The 17,155-nt window shown below is 33.0% G+C and carries 14 protein-coding genes and 1 tRNA gene; 6 read left to right on the top strand and 9 right to left on the bottom strand.

Annotated features, from left to right (window positions below; genetic code table 11):
* Positions 1–86: 86 nt before the first annotated feature.
* The 8 genes from ACQY1Q_RS16395 to ACQY1Q_RS16360 all read right to left on the bottom strand — a co-directional run bounded on the left by ACQY1Q_RS16395 (position 87) and on the right by ACQY1Q_RS16360 (position 8,453).
* Positions 87–1,109, bottom strand: coding sequence for a DNA helicase UvrD (locus ACQY1Q_RS16395; protein WP_431006414.1), 1,023 nt, complete (start codon positions 1,107–1,109; stop codon positions 87–89).
* Entirely contained in the window at positions 1,091–2,650 is a 1,560-nt protein-coding gene (locus ACQY1Q_RS16390; protein ID WP_431006413.1) for an ATP-dependent nuclease, read from the bottom strand. Before ACQY1Q_RS16390 ends, ACQY1Q_RS16395 begins: the two co-directional genes overlap by 19 nt.
* Positions 2,651–2,799: 149 nt before the next feature.
* Positions 2,800–4,164, bottom strand: coding sequence for an alanine/glycine:cation symporter family protein (locus ACQY1Q_RS16385; RefSeq protein ID WP_431006412.1), 1,365 nt, complete (start codon positions 4,162–4,164; stop codon positions 2,800–2,802).
* 88 nt (positions 4,165–4,252) lie between these two features.
* Positions 4,253–5,545, bottom strand: coding sequence for an aminopeptidase P family protein (locus tag ACQY1Q_RS16380; RefSeq protein WP_431006411.1), 1,293 nt, complete (start codon positions 5,543–5,545; stop codon positions 4,253–4,255).
* A gap of 78 nt (positions 5,546–5,623) precedes the next feature.
* On the bottom strand, positions 5,624–6,208 hold the full coding sequence (locus ACQY1Q_RS16375) for a Crp/Fnr family transcriptional regulator (RefSeq protein WP_431006410.1): 585 nt from the start codon (positions 6,206–6,208) through the stop codon (positions 5,624–5,626).
* 88 nt (positions 6,209–6,296) lie between these two features.
* A complete protein-coding gene (locus ACQY1Q_RS16370) occupies positions 6,297–6,473 on the bottom strand; it encodes a hypothetical protein (protein WP_431006409.1) in 177 nt (58 codons plus the stop codon).
* A 148-nt stretch (positions 6,474–6,621) separates the two neighbouring features.
* Entirely contained in the window at positions 6,622–7,584 is a 963-nt protein-coding gene (locus tag ACQY1Q_RS16365) for a succinylglutamate desuccinylase/aspartoacylase family protein (RefSeq protein ID WP_431006408.1), read from the bottom strand.
* Entirely contained in the window at positions 7,557–8,453 is an 897-nt protein-coding gene (locus ACQY1Q_RS16360; protein WP_431006407.1) for a RimK family alpha-L-glutamate ligase, read from the bottom strand. The genes ACQY1Q_RS16365 and ACQY1Q_RS16360 overlap by 28 nt, the downstream gene beginning before the upstream one ends.
* A gap of 232 nt (positions 8,454–8,685) precedes the next feature.
* Between ACQY1Q_RS16360 and ACQY1Q_RS16355 the strand changes: the two genes are divergently transcribed.
* Positions 8,686–11,508 carry a WD40/YVTN/BNR-like repeat-containing protein gene (locus tag ACQY1Q_RS16355; protein WP_431006406.1) on the top strand — a complete coding sequence of 941 codons (2,823 nt, stop codon included), beginning with the start codon at positions 8,686–8,688 and terminating at the stop codon, positions 11,506–11,508.
* 77 nt (positions 11,509–11,585) lie between these two features.
* On the opposite strand, the gene ACQY1Q_RS16350 is transcribed toward ACQY1Q_RS16355, so the two are convergent.
* Positions 11,586–11,849, bottom strand: coding sequence for a hypothetical protein (locus ACQY1Q_RS16350; RefSeq protein ID WP_431006405.1), 264 nt, complete (start codon positions 11,847–11,849; stop codon positions 11,586–11,588).
* 175 nt (positions 11,850–12,024) lie between these two features.
* Here ACQY1Q_RS16350 and folB point away from each other — a divergent pair, with 175 nt between their 5' ends.
* The 5 genes from folB (at position 12,025) to ACQY1Q_RS16325 (ending at position 17,016) form a co-directional block, all read left to right on the top strand.
* Positions 12,025–12,387, top strand: coding sequence for a dihydroneopterin aldolase (gene folB / locus ACQY1Q_RS16345; RefSeq protein WP_431006404.1), 363 nt, complete (start codon positions 12,025–12,027; stop codon positions 12,385–12,387).
* Positions 12,388–12,440: 53 nt separating this feature from the next.
* Positions 12,441–12,511: transfer RNA gene (locus ACQY1Q_RS16340), tRNA-Cys, on the top strand.
* A gap of 84 nt (positions 12,512–12,595) precedes the next feature.
* Positions 12,596–13,441 (top strand): MBL fold metallo-hydrolase, encoded by an 846-nt coding sequence (locus ACQY1Q_RS16335; protein WP_431006403.1) that lies wholly within the window; start codon positions 12,596–12,598, stop codon positions 13,439–13,441.
* Positions 13,442–13,451: 10 nt separating this feature from the next.
* Positions 13,452–15,092 (top strand): S8 family peptidase, encoded by a 1,641-nt coding sequence (locus ACQY1Q_RS16330; RefSeq protein WP_431006402.1) that lies wholly within the window; start codon positions 13,452–13,454, stop codon positions 15,090–15,092.
* Between the two features lie 76 nt (positions 15,093–15,168).
* On the top strand, positions 15,169–17,016 hold the full coding sequence (locus ACQY1Q_RS16325; RefSeq protein ID WP_431006401.1) for a M1 family metallopeptidase: 1,848 nt from the start codon (positions 15,169–15,171) through the stop codon (positions 17,014–17,016).
* Positions 17,017–17,155 lie beyond the last annotated feature (139 nt).

Here is a 17,155-nt window from a genome sequence, read left to right as displayed (position 1 = left end):
ATGATGTAAATTATAAAAGTACTTTGGTTTAAAAAAGTATAAAATTTACTTGTTTTTTACCTCAGTTCTTTGTTGTAAACTGTGCTTTATTCCAATAATTTTTCACTTGCTAAATAACAGTTTCCTCTTGTCCTAGATAGGGCAACATATAGTTTATTTTTTGTTCTGCTTGCTAATTCTTCCAATTTTCCTTTTTTGTAGAGCTTATATGTCGTTTGATTTAGTAATATACAAGTGTCTATAAAGTCATCTTCTCCTTTACATTCTCCCCAATTTTTTGCTTTGAACTTTCTTTTGCTAGCATTGCTGTAAACCAATTTAATTGTGGCATCATCATTTAGTTTTTCCACGAGCATTTCCTTGTCTTCAATTAATTCAATTTTAGTTTCATCAGTTCTATGAGAGCCAATTTGAATTTTTAGATTATCAGTAATGTAATTACATATTGTAGGGCTACATCTCCAGCTATTACTTAGAGTCTCTAAATCAATTGCAATATTATAATCTTGATATTTTTTTAGATACATGTTATAGTCCTTGTGCAGATTTGCATTAACATTTCTATCAAAACTAGTTACATACGTGTGTTGGTAAAAATCTCCAACAAACAAAAAATTAAGTTTAGATTTTGACAATTCCATAATAAAATTAAAATCGTGGCTTCCCAAATCTTGTACTTCATCATAATAAAAATGGTCACAGAACTTTTCCAACCTTAATCTAACATCTTCTATTAAATTTTCAAATTCAATCAATTTAGCTAATCTATTATGGTAAGCATATCCACTTTTGCTTATATATTTTCTTATATCTGAATTTTTCAAGTAGTTTGTCTGTTCTGGTGAATTCTCAAGATAAATTCCTTTGAGGTTGTATTTATAAAATAAGAAAGGTTTGATACAAAAACTATATAGGAAATTGAAATATGTAAATACTTGAATGTTGTTTGGTAAATAGCCGAATTTTTTAATGATGCGCTTACGTATTAAACTCGTATTTGTAATCGTGTATGTAACTAAATAGAATCTTTCTTCAAGATTTAGTCTGTCAATTAGATTGGTTGTTTTTCCAGAGCCTGCAACAGCCAAGATTAATTTTTTATCAACCATTCTATAGCATCTTTTATATAATCAGGAACAATTATTTCGTCACTTTTTTTGTCTAATATTTCGAATGCACATTCAGCTTTTTCATCGAGCATAAATTGCGGAACACTTCTCGTTTTTCTTCCTGGTAAAAATAAATCATTGCAAATTTTTGTATTTGAATTAAACATTGAAATCTCGAATGTTGAGATAGAATTATCAGTCTCAGAGAAAACTTGAATATTTGGCATAATGTATTTAGCGTATCTGTCTATGCAGTTTTTTTGATAATCTGAATCGTTATCTCTGATAACTGCTGTTTTGATATCTAATAGTTTAGAAATCTCTAAATATCTTTTGAAACTTGTACCATCCACCGAAATTATGTGAGAATTTAGTTCGTTTGGATTTTTACCTGTTACTATTTCAAAAAATCTTTCTAGCAAAATAAATTCCGCATCTCCTTCTACAAGAATTACTTTTTTAGATAAAATGAATTCCAAAATATTGTTATCTGGGGCTTTCATAAAGAAGTTTGCAGTAGAATCTTCTAAATGGGTTAGGTTAATAGATATTGAACTATTACTGTTCAACAAAATGGTATTTCTTAAATCTAGCCTTGAACTAATTAAATTACTATGAGTAGCAATGAAAATTTGTTTGTTTTTGGAATCATTTATTCTTGAAATGAGGTTTTTCATATTCAAATGACTTAAATGATTCTCGGGTTCTTCTAGTAAAACAAAATCTAATTCATTTTGATTTTTTTGTAAAGCAAACTCCGTTTTTATGAAACATTGACGACCTTTCCCTTTGTTTTGAATATCAATATTTTCCTCGGTTATAGTTAGGTCTGTTACCAAGTTTGATTTCTTGTCATTTTTGATTCCAAATTGATAATCTCCTGTCTTTTTATTGACATCAGCTAAAATTTTTTCCCGATAATCATTCTTGTATTTACGATATTCATTTAAGTGTTTGTTTTTTTCTGAAAGAGAAACGTTACTATCGTATAAGGTCTTTATATATTGATTTGTAGCGTATTCATTATTTATAAGAGTATTATCTAATAGAATATGCTTGAAGTCTTTTTTGAAACTTAGATATGGCTGTCCGGAAAATTTGTGAAAAGCAATTGAATAATATTCGAACGGAAAGTTCTGTTTCCCTTCCGCTAAAATTTCAGAAATATCCTTGCTTAATTCGTCACGCGGTTCACAAATCAGTGAAAATCCGAATTGGTCAGTTCCAAGAGTATTATTCCTACCATAATAATCGTCTTTATCTCCTAGATTATCAAAATACAATTCAACTTTTAGTTTAGGTAGGGTTTCATATGTATTAGTTAGGAAGAAATTTTCAACAGCTTTAGAATTGAATAGTAAATCTAGTCCTTCGGTTTCAACTCGATTTCTGCTGCCTCTAAAAGCTAAGTCAATAGCTAGTAGTATTGAACTTTTTCCAGATTCATTATCACCAATTAGAACATTCAAATTGTCTTTGAAATCTATTTCTAAAAATTCGAATTTTTTGAAGTTAAAAAGTCTAAGTTTTATAATTTTCATATTGGTTCGAATTTTTGTTTTAGTATTGTTTACAACAAGAATATAAAAGACATAATGTCTTTTATATTCCATGTATTTTCACAAACTTAGTTAATTTCCTTTAAAAATAAAGGCTTTAGAGGGCTATAACTAAAATGAATACTATATTATTAAAACGCTCCTTCTTTTAAGCGTTTAAAATAATTATTAGCTGCCTTTTTTACTTTGGGTGCTAAAATTAGTGTAGAAAGTACTGTTGGAATTGCCATAAGTGCATAGGCACTGTCAATGACATTAATTACAAAATCCAGTTTTATAATAGAGGCTATTACTATGGTAACTATGTATATATAGTTATAATATTTTCCTACTTTACTTCCGAATAAATAGCTTAAGCAACTATAGCCATAAAATGAATAGGTAAACAGAGTTGAAAACGCAAAGATTAATACACAAATAGTCAAAATAACGCTTCCTATATTAGCCGGAAGTACGGTATTAAAAGCTTCTAAGGTTAATGAAATTCCGTTACCGTCAAACCCTTTCCATATACCTGATGCCAATATAGCCAAGGCGGTTAGGGTACAGACCAATAAGGTATCTATAGCCGGACCTAACATAGCAACCAACCCTTCTCGTATGGGTTCTTTTGTTTTGGCAGTACCGTGCATCATAGGGGCAGTTCCTAAACCGGCTTCGTTAGAAAAAGCTGCTCTTCTAACTCCGGTTATAATAAGGGTTCCTAAAGCACCTCCTACTACTGCATTACCGGTAAAGGCATCTGTAAATATGAGAGAAAAAATACTCGGAACTTTATCTATCTTTAATACTAAAATAGTTAATACTGTTACCAAGTAAACAACAACCATTACAGGTACTAACTTACCTGCAACGCTTCCAATACGTTTAATGCCTCCAAAAATTACCAACGCAGTAATTATGGCAATAGAAATACCCAGCAATAGTTTTGCTGTTTCCATATTGGTTTCATGTACTTGAAATACATCTACCAAGGTTTGTGTTAATTGATTGGCTTGAAAAGCGGGTAATGTACCAAACAACCCGGCAAAAGCAAAAAATACCGCTAAAGGCTTCCATTGTTTCCCTAAACCTTCTGTAATTACATACATAGGGCCTCCTTTTATATTTCCTTCTTCATCCTTTCCTCTATACATTACCGATAAGCTACAGGTAAAAAATTTGGTTGCCATTCCTACAAAGGCGCTTACCCACATCCAAAAAACAGCTCCCGGGCCTCCGGTAGCAATAGCTATGGCAACTCCGCTGATATTTCCCATACCAACTGTAGCAGCAATTGCTGATGATAAGGCTTCATAATGTGATAAATCTCCCGGAGAATCATGCTTGTCATATTTGCCTCTTAACACCTCAACTGCATGCCTCATATACCTAAAAGGAACAAGCCCTGAGTAAACGAACAAAAATAGTCCGCCACCAATTAACAAGATTAATAATGGAATGCCCCAAACCCATTTTGAAAATTCGGACACTAAACTCTGAATAGATATATACATGTAAAATATTTTTGTTGAAAATAGCAATTTACGGAAACAAAAAAGAACGATAGTCCGGTATTAACAACTATCGTTCTTTTTGTGATTTTTATGAATTCATTAAATCTTCAATCTCATCAGCTTCAATAGGTATGTTTCTCATTAGGTTAAACGGAGCACCTGTTTCTTGTATAACCACATCATCTTCTAATCGTATTCCAAAGCCTTCTTCCGGTATATAAATTCCCGGTTCTACCGTAAATACCATGTTGGCTTGCATAGGCTCATGTAATAATCCGTAATCATGCGTATCCAGCCCCATATGGTGTGACGTTCCGTGCATGAAGTATTTTTTATAAGCCGGCCAATTAGGATCTTCATTCTGAATCGCTGCTTTATCTAACAAACCTAAACCAAGCAATTCCGAAGTCATAATTTTACCTACCTCAACATGGTATTCTGCCCAAAGTGTACCCGGAACTAACATCTTTGTTGCTTCGTTTTTTACTCTGTTCACGGCGTTATATACCGCTTTTTGTCTCTCCGTAAACTTCCCTGATACCGGAATAGTTCTGGTCATGTCTGAAGAGTAATTAGCATATTCAGCACCTACATCTAACAGTAATAAATCTCCAGCCTTACATTGTTGGTTGTTTTCTATATAGTGTAACACGTTAGCGTTGTTACCTGACGCAATAATTGGTGTATAGGCAAATTTTCTAGATCGGTTTCTTATGAATTCATGAATAAACTCTGCTTCAATCTCATATTCCCATACTCCGGGTTGTACAAAACCTAAAATACGTCTGAACCCTTTTTCAGTAATATCACAAGCCGTTTGAATTAAATCTAACTCAATAGCATCTTTAACCGAACGTAAGCGTTGTAAAATAGGGTTACTCTTAGCTACCGAATGCGCCGGATATTTTCCTAACAACCATTTCGTAAATCTATCTTCTCTGGTTTCGGTTTCTACATTGGCTCTGTAATGCTCATTGGTATTTACATATACGGTATCAGCATAGCTCATTAATTCAAAAAGTATTTTTTCTAAATCTTGTAGCCAAAACACCGTTTGAATGCCACTTACTTCAAAAGCTTTTTCTTTGGTAAGTTTTTCACCTTCCCAAACAGCTATATGCTCGTTAGTTTCTCGTAAAAACAACACTTCTCTATATTGAGGTTTCGGGCAATCAGGAAATAAAACCAGTACGCTTTCTTCTTGATCAACGCCACTTAAATAAAAAATATCTCGATGTTGTTCAAAAGGCAAGGTACTATCTGCACTTACCGGGTAGATATCATTTGAATTAAAAACCGCTAAACTATTGACTTTCATTTGAGTCATAAAGTTTTTTCGGTTTTTCACAAACAAACTACTATTTATAGGTTGGTATTTCATGTGTTCGAATTTTTTTAATGGTTTATGTTGCTTTCAAAATTAATTAAAAACATATGGATTCATTGTAGCCAAATGGCACTATTTTATGTTTTTACGAATCCTGCTCATATGCCTGTTAGAAATTCCTAAAAATGAAGCGAGGTAATGTAGCGGCACTTCTTGCAATAAACTAGGATCGTTATTTAACAGCTTTTTATAGCGTTCTTCAGGACTTAGCGTTAGTAAGTCAATGCGATAATCGTCAATTAAAAATATTTGATTTTCAATTAAGTTAAAATAGAATTGAAAGAAGGCTTTGTTTGTTTTTTGTAAGCGTTTAAAATCGGCAACATTTATACACCACAACACACATTCTGATAATGCTTTTATACTTTTTCTTGATGGTGTTTGTTGTAAAAAGCTTTTTAAAGAGGTAGTGCAGGTGTTTTTTAAGGCTAAATACGTAGTTTTTTCTTCTTCATTAACCGTTATTGAATGTTGTAGTATGCCGCTTTCTATAAAACAAAAATACTCGGGCACTTTTCCTACCTCAACAAAGTAGGTGTTTTTTTGAAAAACATGACATGAAAAACACGCTACTATTTCAGTAACAGCTATGTTTAATGCTTCATCATTAACTACTGCTTGTATGTATTGTGCTAAATTTTTATATGATGCTTTCATAAAAACCTTCGTACAACAAAAGTATTATAAAAAAAGAAAAGATGCTATAATAGCATCTTTTCACCCTTCATTCTACTTACTTTTCTTATCATTTGCCCATGGCGTTTTTAATGAGACCAATAATCACCATTAAAACACCGCCACCTACTCCACCTCCGGCAATACTTCCTAAAATCCCTCCAATGTCAATTCCTAGCATCCCTAGTAATTGAGCTCCCAGACCACCTCCCAGAATTCCAACAACTGAATTCCAAAGTGTTCCCATAGAGAATTTTTTTAATAAAGCACCGGCTAAATTTCCGCCCAGAGCACCTGCAAGTAAGCTAATAATTAATTCCATCTTTTTGATTTTTTGTTAGTTAATGTTTATAAATTAACTAAAAATAAAGCAATTAAGCAAATTAAAATCTATATTAAGGCATTCCTAAATGGAATAAAGGATCTCCCATATTTATGATTGGAAAATTGTTTTTAGCTATAATGTACCCATTTGATGGCGATTTTACTTTAAAATTAGTTTCGCCATAAGTATCCATAATACTTCCTAAAACTTGTCCTTTTTTAACAAACGTTCCGTTAGTAACCTCTGAAGTAAATAATCCGGCAACTTTTGCCCGAATCCATTTTGTGTTGTTTATACGTACACTGTTTTCTTGATTTGCTATAGGAATAGAGCTATCTATCATTTTAAAATGTTGTAAAACACGTAAGGTACCGTTAATTCCTTCTTGTATGGCTTCTTCATCAAATCGTAAAGACTCACCTCCTTCATATACAATAACCGGAATGTTGTTTTTATAACATTCATTTCTAAATGATTTCGTTATTAATTTGGAACCTAACATAATAGGGGCATTAAAAATGGTTGCTAATTCTTGTCCTATTTTGTCTTGTGGAGTAAATCGAATTTGCGGGTAGTTGCTTCTTTGAGCGCCTCCGGTATGGTAATCTATAGCAAAATCAACATTTTGTGTTAGTTCTTTCATTAAGTAATAGGCCATTCTACTGGCTAAAGAACCTGTTTTTGAGCCGGGAAAACTTCTATTAACATCTTTTCCATGCATATCACGAGAAAGATTTAAAAACCCAAATATATTTAAGAGCGGAACTACAATTACACAGCCTTGTAGTATTTTATATCGTTTATCAATCAGCATTCTTCGTATTAACTCAATACTGTTTACTTCATCACCATGCAACCCCCCTTGTAACAAAACAGTAGGTCCCGGTTTTTCTCCGTTAAATATATATACGGGTATTTCTATTAAAGTTCCTGTAGGTAACCTGTCAATAGGAATTTTAATAAGTTTAGATTCTCCTAACGGTATCGTTTCATTACGAATAACTACTACTTCATTCTTAAACTCTTTGAACATTTATTTTCTAGATATTTAATAATTCCTTCTGCTACATTCACTCGTGTAAATGCCTCTATTCCTTGCAATCCTGGTGTTGAATTTACTTCTATTAATAACGGTCCTCTTTTAGATCTGATTAAATCTACCCCGGCAACCGGCAACCCTAAATACTGGGCTGCTTTAATAGCTATTTCTTCTTCTTCAGAGGTTAATTTAACCATTGAACCGCTACCTCCTCTATGAATGTTAGAACGAAAATCATCTTCTAATCCTTTTCTTTTCATAGATGAGATTACTTTATCTCCCACCACAAAAGCTCTAACATCTTCACTGTTACTCTCTTTAATGTACTCTTGCAACAAAAAACCTGTATTCATCACCTGAAGGGTATCAATAATAGATTTTGCTGATTTTTCAGTTTCTGCTAAAATTACACCAATTCCCTGAGTTCCTTCCAGTAGCTTAATAATTACAGGAGCACCTCCTAATAAGCGTATCTGTTCTTTTATACCTTCTGAGTTTGCTGAAAAAATAGTATCAGGAATAGGTATGTTTTTTCTATTTAAAATTTGAAGGGTACGTAGTTTGTTTTGTGCTCTTATAATCCCTAAAGATCTGGCGGTGCTAAAAACACCGTTCATTTCAAACTCTTTAACTACAGCCGCCCCATGTCGGGTAACCGAAGCACCAATCCTAGGTATAATTACATCCGGTTCACCTGTAATATCATCTCCCTCATAAACTATCTGCCTTTTACCGTTACTTAATTTTATAGAGCATCTGGTATGATTTATTATACTTACATCATGTCCGCGGTTTATAGCTTCGTCATAAATTCGTTTAGTAGAATATACATGTTCACTAACCGACAGAATAAAAATGTTCATACGTATCTAATTTATAGTTATTCTCATAAAAGAACTTAAAGGCAGGTCTTTCTATATCAAGCAACTTTTAGCTCTCTTTTTTAAAATTCAATTTACGAGATATCACAAATCTAACATTTTTTTGAAGTAGAAAATCATCATTTTTAACACGAATATCTTAATTAATGTTAATTTTTTTGAATTCCTTTAAGCTTATAGTATTTTCATTTTTTAAAACCAAAACATCAACTAAATGAAAACGTTTATAAAAACAAGCTTACTGCTACTTGCCATACCTATGGTAGCGCAAAAGCCTCCAACCTCATCAGCTACTGTCATACAAGCTTTGACTGAAAAAGAAAATTTACATAAAAACTCTATAGTTAAAAACATTTCTTTTGAAAGTATCGGACCTACTGTAATGAGTGGTCGTGTAGTGGATGTTGATGTAAACCCAAACAATACTACTGAATTTTATGTTGGTTATGCTTCCGGTGGAGTATGGTATACAAATAATAACGGAACCACTTTTACACCGGTTTTAGACAGCTCACCAACTCAAAATGTTGGAGATATTGCTGTTGACTGGAAAAACGGGACTATTTGGGTAGGTACCGGTGAAAATAATTCATCACGTTCTTCTTATGCCGGTATTGGTATTTTAAAATCTACTGATAAGGGTAAAACGTGGACTAATGTTGGATTACAAGACAGTCATCATATAGGTAGAATACTCATTAACCCAACTAATTCAGAAGAGGTTATTATAGGAGTTGTCGGGCATTTATATTCTTCTAATAATGAACGTGGTATTTACAAAACTACCGATGGGGGTAAAACTTGGAAACAGACTTTATTTATTAATGATACTACCGGAATTATAGATGTTCAACAAGCTCCTGACAATTTTAACGTACTATACGCGGCTTCTTGGGAACGAGAGCGTAAGGCTTGGAATTTTGATGGTGATGGTAACGGTTCTGCTATTTATAAAAGTACTGATGCCGGAGCTACATGGACTAAAGTTTCAGAAAAAAATGGTTTTCCGGAAGGAACCGGTGTTGGTAGAATAGGGCTTGCTGTTTTTGATGCCAATACGGTGTATGCTTTTCATGATAATCAGTTTAGAAGAACCAAAGAAGCGAGTAAAAAACAATCTTCAAACGCATTAACTAAAGAAGATTTTAAAACCATGACTGTAGGTGAGTTTTTAAATCTTGACGACAAAAAATTAAATACTTATTTAAAAACTAATGGGTTTCAGGAAAAATACAGAGCCGAAAATGTAAAGCAAATGGTACGATCAGGTTCAGTACAACCTATTGACTTAGCCAAGTATTTAGAAGACGCAAACTCTTTATTATTTGACACTCCTGTAATTGGAGCCGAGGTATTTAAAACTGAAAACGGAGGTAAATCATGGAAAAAAACTCATGAAGGCTATTTAGATGATTTATATTACTCATATGGATATTATTTTGGTGAAGTAAGAGTAGATCCGCAAGATAAAAATGCTATTTATGTTTTAGGAGTACCTATTTTGAAATCAAAAGACGGAGGAAAAACATTTAAGTCGATTAGCAAAGAAAATGTTCATGCAGATCATCAAGCCTTATGGGTTAATGCTAAAAAACAAGGGCATTTAATTGATGGAAATGATGGCGGATTGAATATTTCTTACGATGACGGCGAAAGTTGGATAAAGGTTAATACACCACCTGTAGGTCAGTTTTATTCAGTATATGCCGACAATCAGAAAAACTATAAAGTTTACGGCGGATTGCAAGATAATGGGGTTTGGGTAGCAGACAACAACGCTAAAATAAACAAAGCTTGGCATCAAACAGGTAAAAATCCGTATGAAAGCTTAATGGGCGGTGATGGTATGCAGGTAGCGGTAGACGATAGAAATCCGAATATTGTATATACCGGTTATCAGTTTGGAAATTATTATCGAATTAACAGAGAAGCCAAAGAGCAAACTTATATTCAACCTAAACATTCTTTAGGAGAAAACCCTTACCGTTTTAATTGGCAAACTCCCATTCAATTATCAAAACACAATCAGGATATTTTGTATTTAGGAGGAAATAAATTACATCGTTCTTTAAACCAAGGAAATGACTGGGAAACCATTTCTGACGATTTAACACAAGGAGGTAAAAAAGGTAATGTTGCCTATGGTACATTAACTACCATTTCTGAAAGTCCTTTTCAATTTGGGTTAATTTATGTGGGTTCTGATGACGGACTTATTCACATAACCAAAAACGGAGGTGGTAACTGGAAAAAAATATCAGCTTCGCTTCCTCAAAACCTTTGGGTAAGTCGTGTTATAGCTTCTAAGCACAAAAAAGAACGTGTGTATGCTACTTTAAACGGTTATCGTTTTGATGACTTTACTACGTATATTTTTCAGTCTGATGACTACGGAAAAACATGGAAGCGTATTAGTGGAAATATTCCTACTTCTCCTGTAAATGTTATTAAAGAAGATCCTGTAAAAGAAAATATACTATATGTGGGTACAGATAATGGCGCTTATGTTACGTTGAACTCAGGTAATCAATGGCATTCATTTTCTAAAATACCCAATGTAGCTGTACATGATTTAGTTATTCAACCTAAAGCCAAAGAACTTATTTTAGGAACTCATGGTAGAAGCTTGTATAAAGCTAATATTTCTTCTTTACAACTACTAAAAGACACTTCAAAAGATGTAGTTTTTCCTGTAAAAGATATGCGAAAAAGCTCGTATTGGGGAAGCTCATGGAGCAAATGGTTAGAGCCTTCTACTCCTAAACAAAATATACCTTTTTATGTAAATTCAGATAAAAAAGTTTCTATTCAAATTTCAACAGATGATATTGTGGTGAATACTTTGTCGGTTGAAGCTCATCATGGATTTAATGAAGTAGTTTTTGATGTTTCTTTTTCAGAAAAAGGAAGAAAAGCTTTTCAGAAAAAAAACAAAGAGGCAGTCGTAGAAAAAGCAAAGAATGGTATTTACTATTTGCCTAAAGGAAAATATACTGTAGAAATAAATGGCAGTAAACAAACTTTTGAGATTAAATAAATTGTAAAAGCACAACATGATCTTTCTGAGCAAATATCATGTTGTGCTTAATTTTTAAAATATATTTTTCTCGTTTATTATTTAATAAATCGCCTTATCAACCTAATAAGCGCCACTATAAAAATGATAATAGATGCTACTGTTTTAAAGTCTAACTTCATCATAGAATAACTTTTTTCAGCTCTTGATTCCTTCATTATCTCAGGATTCACGGCAAAGGTATCACACTCTTCTTCAAAATCAGGTCTTGCATTTGTTAAACCACATAACACATCATCTGAAGCATCAACCTTCATATGCATACATTGTTGGCAATAAATCATTCTTCTTAAGTCATTCATAGATACTTTTTTTTAGCATGATTGCTATAAATATAGCGTTTACAACAGCACTTACAAAAAAATTAGGACTACTCTCTGTGTATCGCAGTACATTACTTAATACGATGTAAACTTTTGTAAAATTCAATAATTCAAATTCAGTGTAAAAAAGTATTTTTGCTTAAAACTTTTTAAATTGGGTATAATACGCGTAAACAACATCCGTTTATTTACTAATCACGGGTGTTTAGAGGAAGAAGCTAAAATTGGTTCTGAATATAAAGTAGATATTGAAGTAAAAGCAGATTTAAGTACATCAGCTCAAACAGATGTTTTAACAGACACGGTTGATTATGTACACTTAAATCAAATTGTTAAAGAAGAAATGGCTATTCGTTCTAAATTATTAGAACATGTGGCTCAACGTATATTAGATAGAATTTTTAAAGAAATTTCTCTGGTAGAAGAAGCCGAGGTTAGCGTAGCTAAAATAAACCCTCCAATAGGTGGTAATGTGCAGGAAGTTGTAATTATTTTAAAAGATTCGCGTAAAAATTAAAAAACATTTGCATTAAAAAATAAAAGATGTAAATTTGCACACCTAATCAATAGGGTGTCGTGGCCGAGTGGCTAGGCAGTGGTCTGCAACACCATCCACAGCGGTTCGAATCCGCTCGACACCTCAAATAAAAAGCGTATTGAAATTCAATACGCTTTTTTGTTTTCCTTAACAAAAAAATTCGTTAAAATTCTGCATCTTTGTTGTCATGCGAATATATCCTATAGAAACAGGTAATTTTAAATTAGACGGAGGCGCTATGTTTGGCGTTGTTCCAAAATCTATTTGGCAAAAGACTAATCCGGCAGATTCTAACAATATGATTGATATGAGCATGCGATGTATGCTTATTGAAGATGGTAACAGGCTTACCCTTATTGATACCGGTCTTGGAAACAAACAATCTGAAAAGTTTTTTGGGTATTATTATTTATTTGGTGATTTTTCTCTGGATACTTCTTTGGCTAAATATGGTTTTCATCGTGATGATATTACGGATGTTTTTTTAACTCACTTACACTTTGATCATTGTGGTGGCGTAATTCAATGGAATACAGATAAAACCGGTTTTATTCCTGCCTTTAAAAATGCTAAGGTATGGAGTAATGATCGTCATTGGCAATGGGCCATTGAACCAAATGCTCGTGAGAAAGCCTCTTTTTTAAAAGAAAATATTTTACCGATAGAAGAAAACGGTCAGTTAAACTTCATCCACAGAAATGCAAAAGACCAAGTGGGTTTTGATGTTATTTTTGTTGATGGGCATACTGAAAAACAAATGCTACCTAAAATAGAATACCAAGGTAAAACTATTGTTTTTATGGCTGATTTACTTCCTACCGTAGGACATATTCCTCTTCCTTATGTAATGGGTTACGACACAAGACCCTTACTTACCCTAAAAGAAAAGCAAGTTTTTTTAAACGAAGCCGCTGATAAAGAATTTTATTTATTCTTAGAGCATGATGCACATAATGAATTATGTACCGTTCAGCATACTGAAAAAGGGGTTCGTTTAAAAGAAAGTTATAAATTTATAGACATTTTTAATTAAGATAGAAATTATGAGAGTTTTGAAGCCCGTATTTTATTCGGCAATGGCAGTTACAACCTTAGTGGGTTGTTCTTCAGTAAGTAAATTACCTGTACCGGCAGGAAGTGATACAGTTATTAATATTTCTGCTAAAAAAGCACCTTTAACAGAATATGAGGAAGAAAATTGGCAACATTTAGATTTAGCTGCTGATACTATTCCTGGAATGAGTGTTAACAGAGCTTATAAGTTTTTAAAAGGTAAAAAAGGAGTAGAAGTAATTGTTGGTGTTGTTGATAGTGGTACCGATTTGAAACATGAAGATTTAAAAGATGTAGCTTGGGTGAACACAAAAGAAATTCCTGGTAATGGCATTGATGATGATAAAAACGGGTATGTTGATGATATTAACGGATGGAACTTCTTAGGAAAATCTTATAAAGAACACTTAGAATACGAACGTATTTTAATGAATCCTTCTGTTGCAGATCCTGAAACATTAGCTGAAGTAAAAGCTTTTCAACAAGAAAAAGTAGATGAAGCTAAAGCTAATATGGGACGTTACGGACAAATGTTAGCCGGAACAGAAAAAGCTCATAAAGCATTAACTAAATATTTTGGTAAAGATAGCTATACTCCAAAAGAAGTAAAAGCTATTAATACTAATGATGAAGAGTTAAAAAACAGTATTGCTACAGCTGAGTATATGTATCAATTTGTTCCTTCATTATCAGAAGCTGTTGAAGAGTTATCTTCTTTAGTTTCTAAAGCAGAAAAAACTATTAACGGTGATAATCTTAAAACCGATTACAGAACAGTAGTAGGTGATAATCCATACGATATTAATAGTAAACCAGGTTATGGTGACGAAAATACAGGACATACCGTAAAAGATGAAGCTCACGGTTCACATGTTTCAGGTATTATCGGAGCTACCAGAAATAACGGTAAAGGAATGAATGGAGTTGCTAATAATATTAAAATTATGGCTGTTCGTTCAGTTTCTGACGGAGATGAGTACGATAAAGATGTTGCTTTAGGAATTCGTTACGCAGTGGATAACGGAGCTAAAGTAATCAATACTAGTTTTGGTAAAGCTTTTTCACCAAACAAGCAATGGGTTTACGATGCTATTAAATATGCAGCTAAAAAAGATGTTTTAATCGTAAATGCTGCCGGAAATGACGGAAAAGACATTGATGTTGAAAAAACATTTCCGAATGATGCTCCGGATTTAAAAAATGAAGTAGCAGATAACTTCTTAACAGTAGGAGCTATGAGTGCTAAATATAACGAAGAATTACCGGCAAGTTTTTCTAACTACGGTAAAGTAAATGTTGATGTTTTTGCTCCTGGTGTACAAATTTATTCTACGACTCCTGATAACGAGTATAAAAAATTCAGCGGAACTTCTATGGCGGCTCCAAGTACAGCGGGTGTTGCTGCTCTTATTCGTTCTTACTATCCACAATTATCGGCTAGTCAAGTAAAACACATTTTAATGAATTCTGGTACCAAAATTGATTTAATGGTATTAAAACCAGGTTCAAGAGGTCGCGCTAATCCTAAAGGAATATTAGTGCCTTTTTCTGACTTATCTGTTTCAGGTCGTGTAGTTAATGCTTATAATGCATTAAAAATGGCTGACAGCATGGTTAACGGAAAAAAATAATTACAGAATAATTTAAGTATATTTGAAAAGAGCATTTAGTTTTAATTAAATGCTCTTTTTTAATAAATAACACAAAATGAAGAAATTAATACTAGGGGTTTTATCTTTATCGGTGCTTGCTTGTGCGTCTGCAAAAAATTCACAAATAACCCCAATTTCACAAATTCAAAAAACAAGTATTGATACCTACTGGCAACAGCACGTAGATTACACCATGGATATTGACATGGATGTAAAAAACTTTCAATATAAAGGAGTACAAAAGTTAGTATATACTAATAATTCACCGGATGTATTGAATAAAGTATTTTACCATTTATATTTTAACGCTTTTCAACCGAACTCTCAAATGGATGTTCGCTCAAGAAATATTCAAGATCCGGACATAAGAGTTGCTGATAGAATTAGTAAACTAACTCCATCTGAAATAGGATATATCAAAGTAAACAGTTTGCAACAAAATGGAAAAGCTGTACCCTATAAAACTGTCGGTACCATTTTAGAAGTTTCATTAAATGAACCTATTCAACCAGGTGAAAGTGTAACTTTTGATATGTTATTTGACGGGCAAGTTCCTAAACAGATTAGACGTTCCGGACGTAATAGTGATGAAGGAGTAGCACTTTCAATGACACAGTGGTATCCTAAAATGGCCGAATATGATTTTGAAGGTTGGCATACTCCTCCATACATTGGAAGAGAATTTCACGGTGTTTGGGGTGATTTTGATGTAACCATTCATATTGATAAAAAATATACAGTAGGCGGAACCGGATATTTACAAAATCCGCAAGAAATCGGTCACGGATATACCGATAATAACACTACGTTAAACCTTCCAAAAGGAAATAAATTATCATGGCACTTTAAAGCTCCTAATGTTCACGATTTTACTTGGGCTGCTGATCCAGAATATGCTCATGATATTTTTACTATGGATAACGGTGTTGTACTTCACTTTTTATACAAAAAGAACTTAGATAAAATTTCATTAGATGCTTGGAAGCAACTACCAGCAAAAACAGCAGAGCTTATGAAATATTTTAGTGAGCACGTAGGTCCGTATCCTTATAAACAATATTCCGTAATTCAAGGTGGAGATGGCGGTATGGAATATGCTATGTGTACCTTAGTTACCGGAAGACGTAAAGCAGGAAGTTTATTTGGTGTAACTGCACATGAACTAGCTCATACTTGGTTTCAATTTTTATTAGCTACCAACGAAAGTAAACACCCTTGGATGGATGAAGGTTTTACAACTTATATTTCAAACAAAGCCGTTAATGAAATTTTAAAAAGAGGAGAAGAAAACCCTCATAAAGGTTCTTATTCACACTATAAATACATTGTCAGTAATAATGCTGAAGAACCTTTAACTACACATGCTGATAGATATCATACTAACGGTGCTTACGGTATGGCAAGTTATTCTAAAGGAAATATTTTCTTAAGTCAACTGGAATATATTATTGGTAAAGACAATGTAGCTAAAACACTAAAGAAATACTTTGATGATTTTTCATTTAAACACCCAACTCCTAATGATATTAAAAGAACCGCTGAAAAGGTTTCAGGCATTCATTTAGATTGGTACTTAAATGAATGGACGCAAACCACACATACTATTGATTATGGTATTAAATCTGTAAATGGTAAAGAAATTACTTTAGAACGTATTGGTCAAATGCCTATGCCTATAGATGTACAAGTTACGTATGCTGATGGCTCTAAAGAAATGTTTAACATTCCATTACGAATGATGAGAGGTGAAAAACCAACCACTGCTACCATTATTGAAGATTGGACTTTTGCGCATCCAACCTACAGTTTTACCGTATCAAAAAATGTAAAATCTGTTGAAATTGATCCATCACAGCTAATGGCTGATATTAATTTAGATAATAATACGTTTACCGTTGAGTAATCCATATTTTATAAAAATATAAACTAAAAGGTTGAGAGTTTTTTCAACCTTTTTTATTGTAATGTCCCGTCCTGAAATAAGTTGACACAAATTAGACTTATTTTATGAATACGAGTCCACACAAGAAAAAGCGCACACA

The sequence above is a fragment of the Tenacibaculum sp. TC6 genome (assembly GCF_050606265.1).
Taxonomy (GTDB): Bacteria; Bacteroidota; Bacteroidia; order Flavobacteriales; family Flavobacteriaceae; genus Polaribacter.
The sequence above is the reverse complement of the archived record's forward strand: the minus strand, read 5'-3'. Positions and strand labels throughout refer to the sequence as shown.

Excerpts from the sequence above, each read along its gene's own strand:
- ACQY1Q_RS16330 (WP_431006402.1), top strand. The coding sequence starts at position 13,452 with ATGAGAGTTTTGAAGCCCGTATTTTATTCGGCAATGGCAGTTACAACC.
- ACQY1Q_RS16360 (WP_431006407.1), bottom strand. The coding sequence starts at position 8,453 with ATGAACATTTTTATTCTGTCGGTTAGTGAACATGTATATTCTACTAAA.
- ACQY1Q_RS16335 (WP_431006403.1), top strand. The coding sequence starts at position 12,596 with ATGCGAATATATCCTATAGAAACAGGTAATTTTAAATTAGACGGAGGC.
- ACQY1Q_RS16325 (WP_431006401.1), top strand. The coding sequence starts at position 15,169 with ATGAAGAAATTAATACTAGGGGTTTTATCTTTATCGGTGCTTGCTTGT.
- ACQY1Q_RS16365 (WP_431006408.1), bottom strand. The coding sequence starts at position 7,584 with ATGTTCAAAGAGTTTAAGAATGAAGTAGTAGTTATTCGTAATGAAACG.
- ACQY1Q_RS16385 (WP_431006412.1), bottom strand. The coding sequence starts at position 4,164 with ATGTATATATCTATTCAGAGTTTAGTGTCCGAATTTTCAAAATGGGTT.
- ACQY1Q_RS16380 (WP_431006411.1), bottom strand. The coding sequence starts at position 5,545 with ATGAAATACCAACCTATAAATAGTAGTTTGTTTGTGAAAAACCGAAAA.
- ACQY1Q_RS16395 (WP_431006414.1), bottom strand. The coding sequence starts at position 1,109 with ATGGTTGATAAAAAATTAATCTTGGCTGTTGCAGGCTCTGGAAAAACA.
- ACQY1Q_RS16355 (WP_431006406.1), top strand. The coding sequence starts at position 8,686 with ATGAAAACGTTTATAAAAACAAGCTTACTGCTACTTGCCATACCTATG.
- ACQY1Q_RS16350 (WP_431006405.1), bottom strand. The coding sequence starts at position 11,849 with ATGAATGACTTAAGAAGAATGATTTATTGCCAACAATGTATGCATATG.
- ACQY1Q_RS16375 (WP_431006410.1), bottom strand. The coding sequence starts at position 6,208 with ATGAAAGCATCATATAAAAATTTAGCACAATACATACAAGCAGTAGTT.
- ACQY1Q_RS16370 (WP_431006409.1), bottom strand. The coding sequence starts at position 6,473 with ATGGGAACACTTTGGAATTCAGTTGTTGGAATTCTGGGAGGTGGTCTG.
- ACQY1Q_RS16390 (WP_431006413.1), bottom strand. The coding sequence starts at position 2,650 with ATGAAAATTATAAAACTTAGACTTTTTAACTTCAAAAAATTCGAATTT.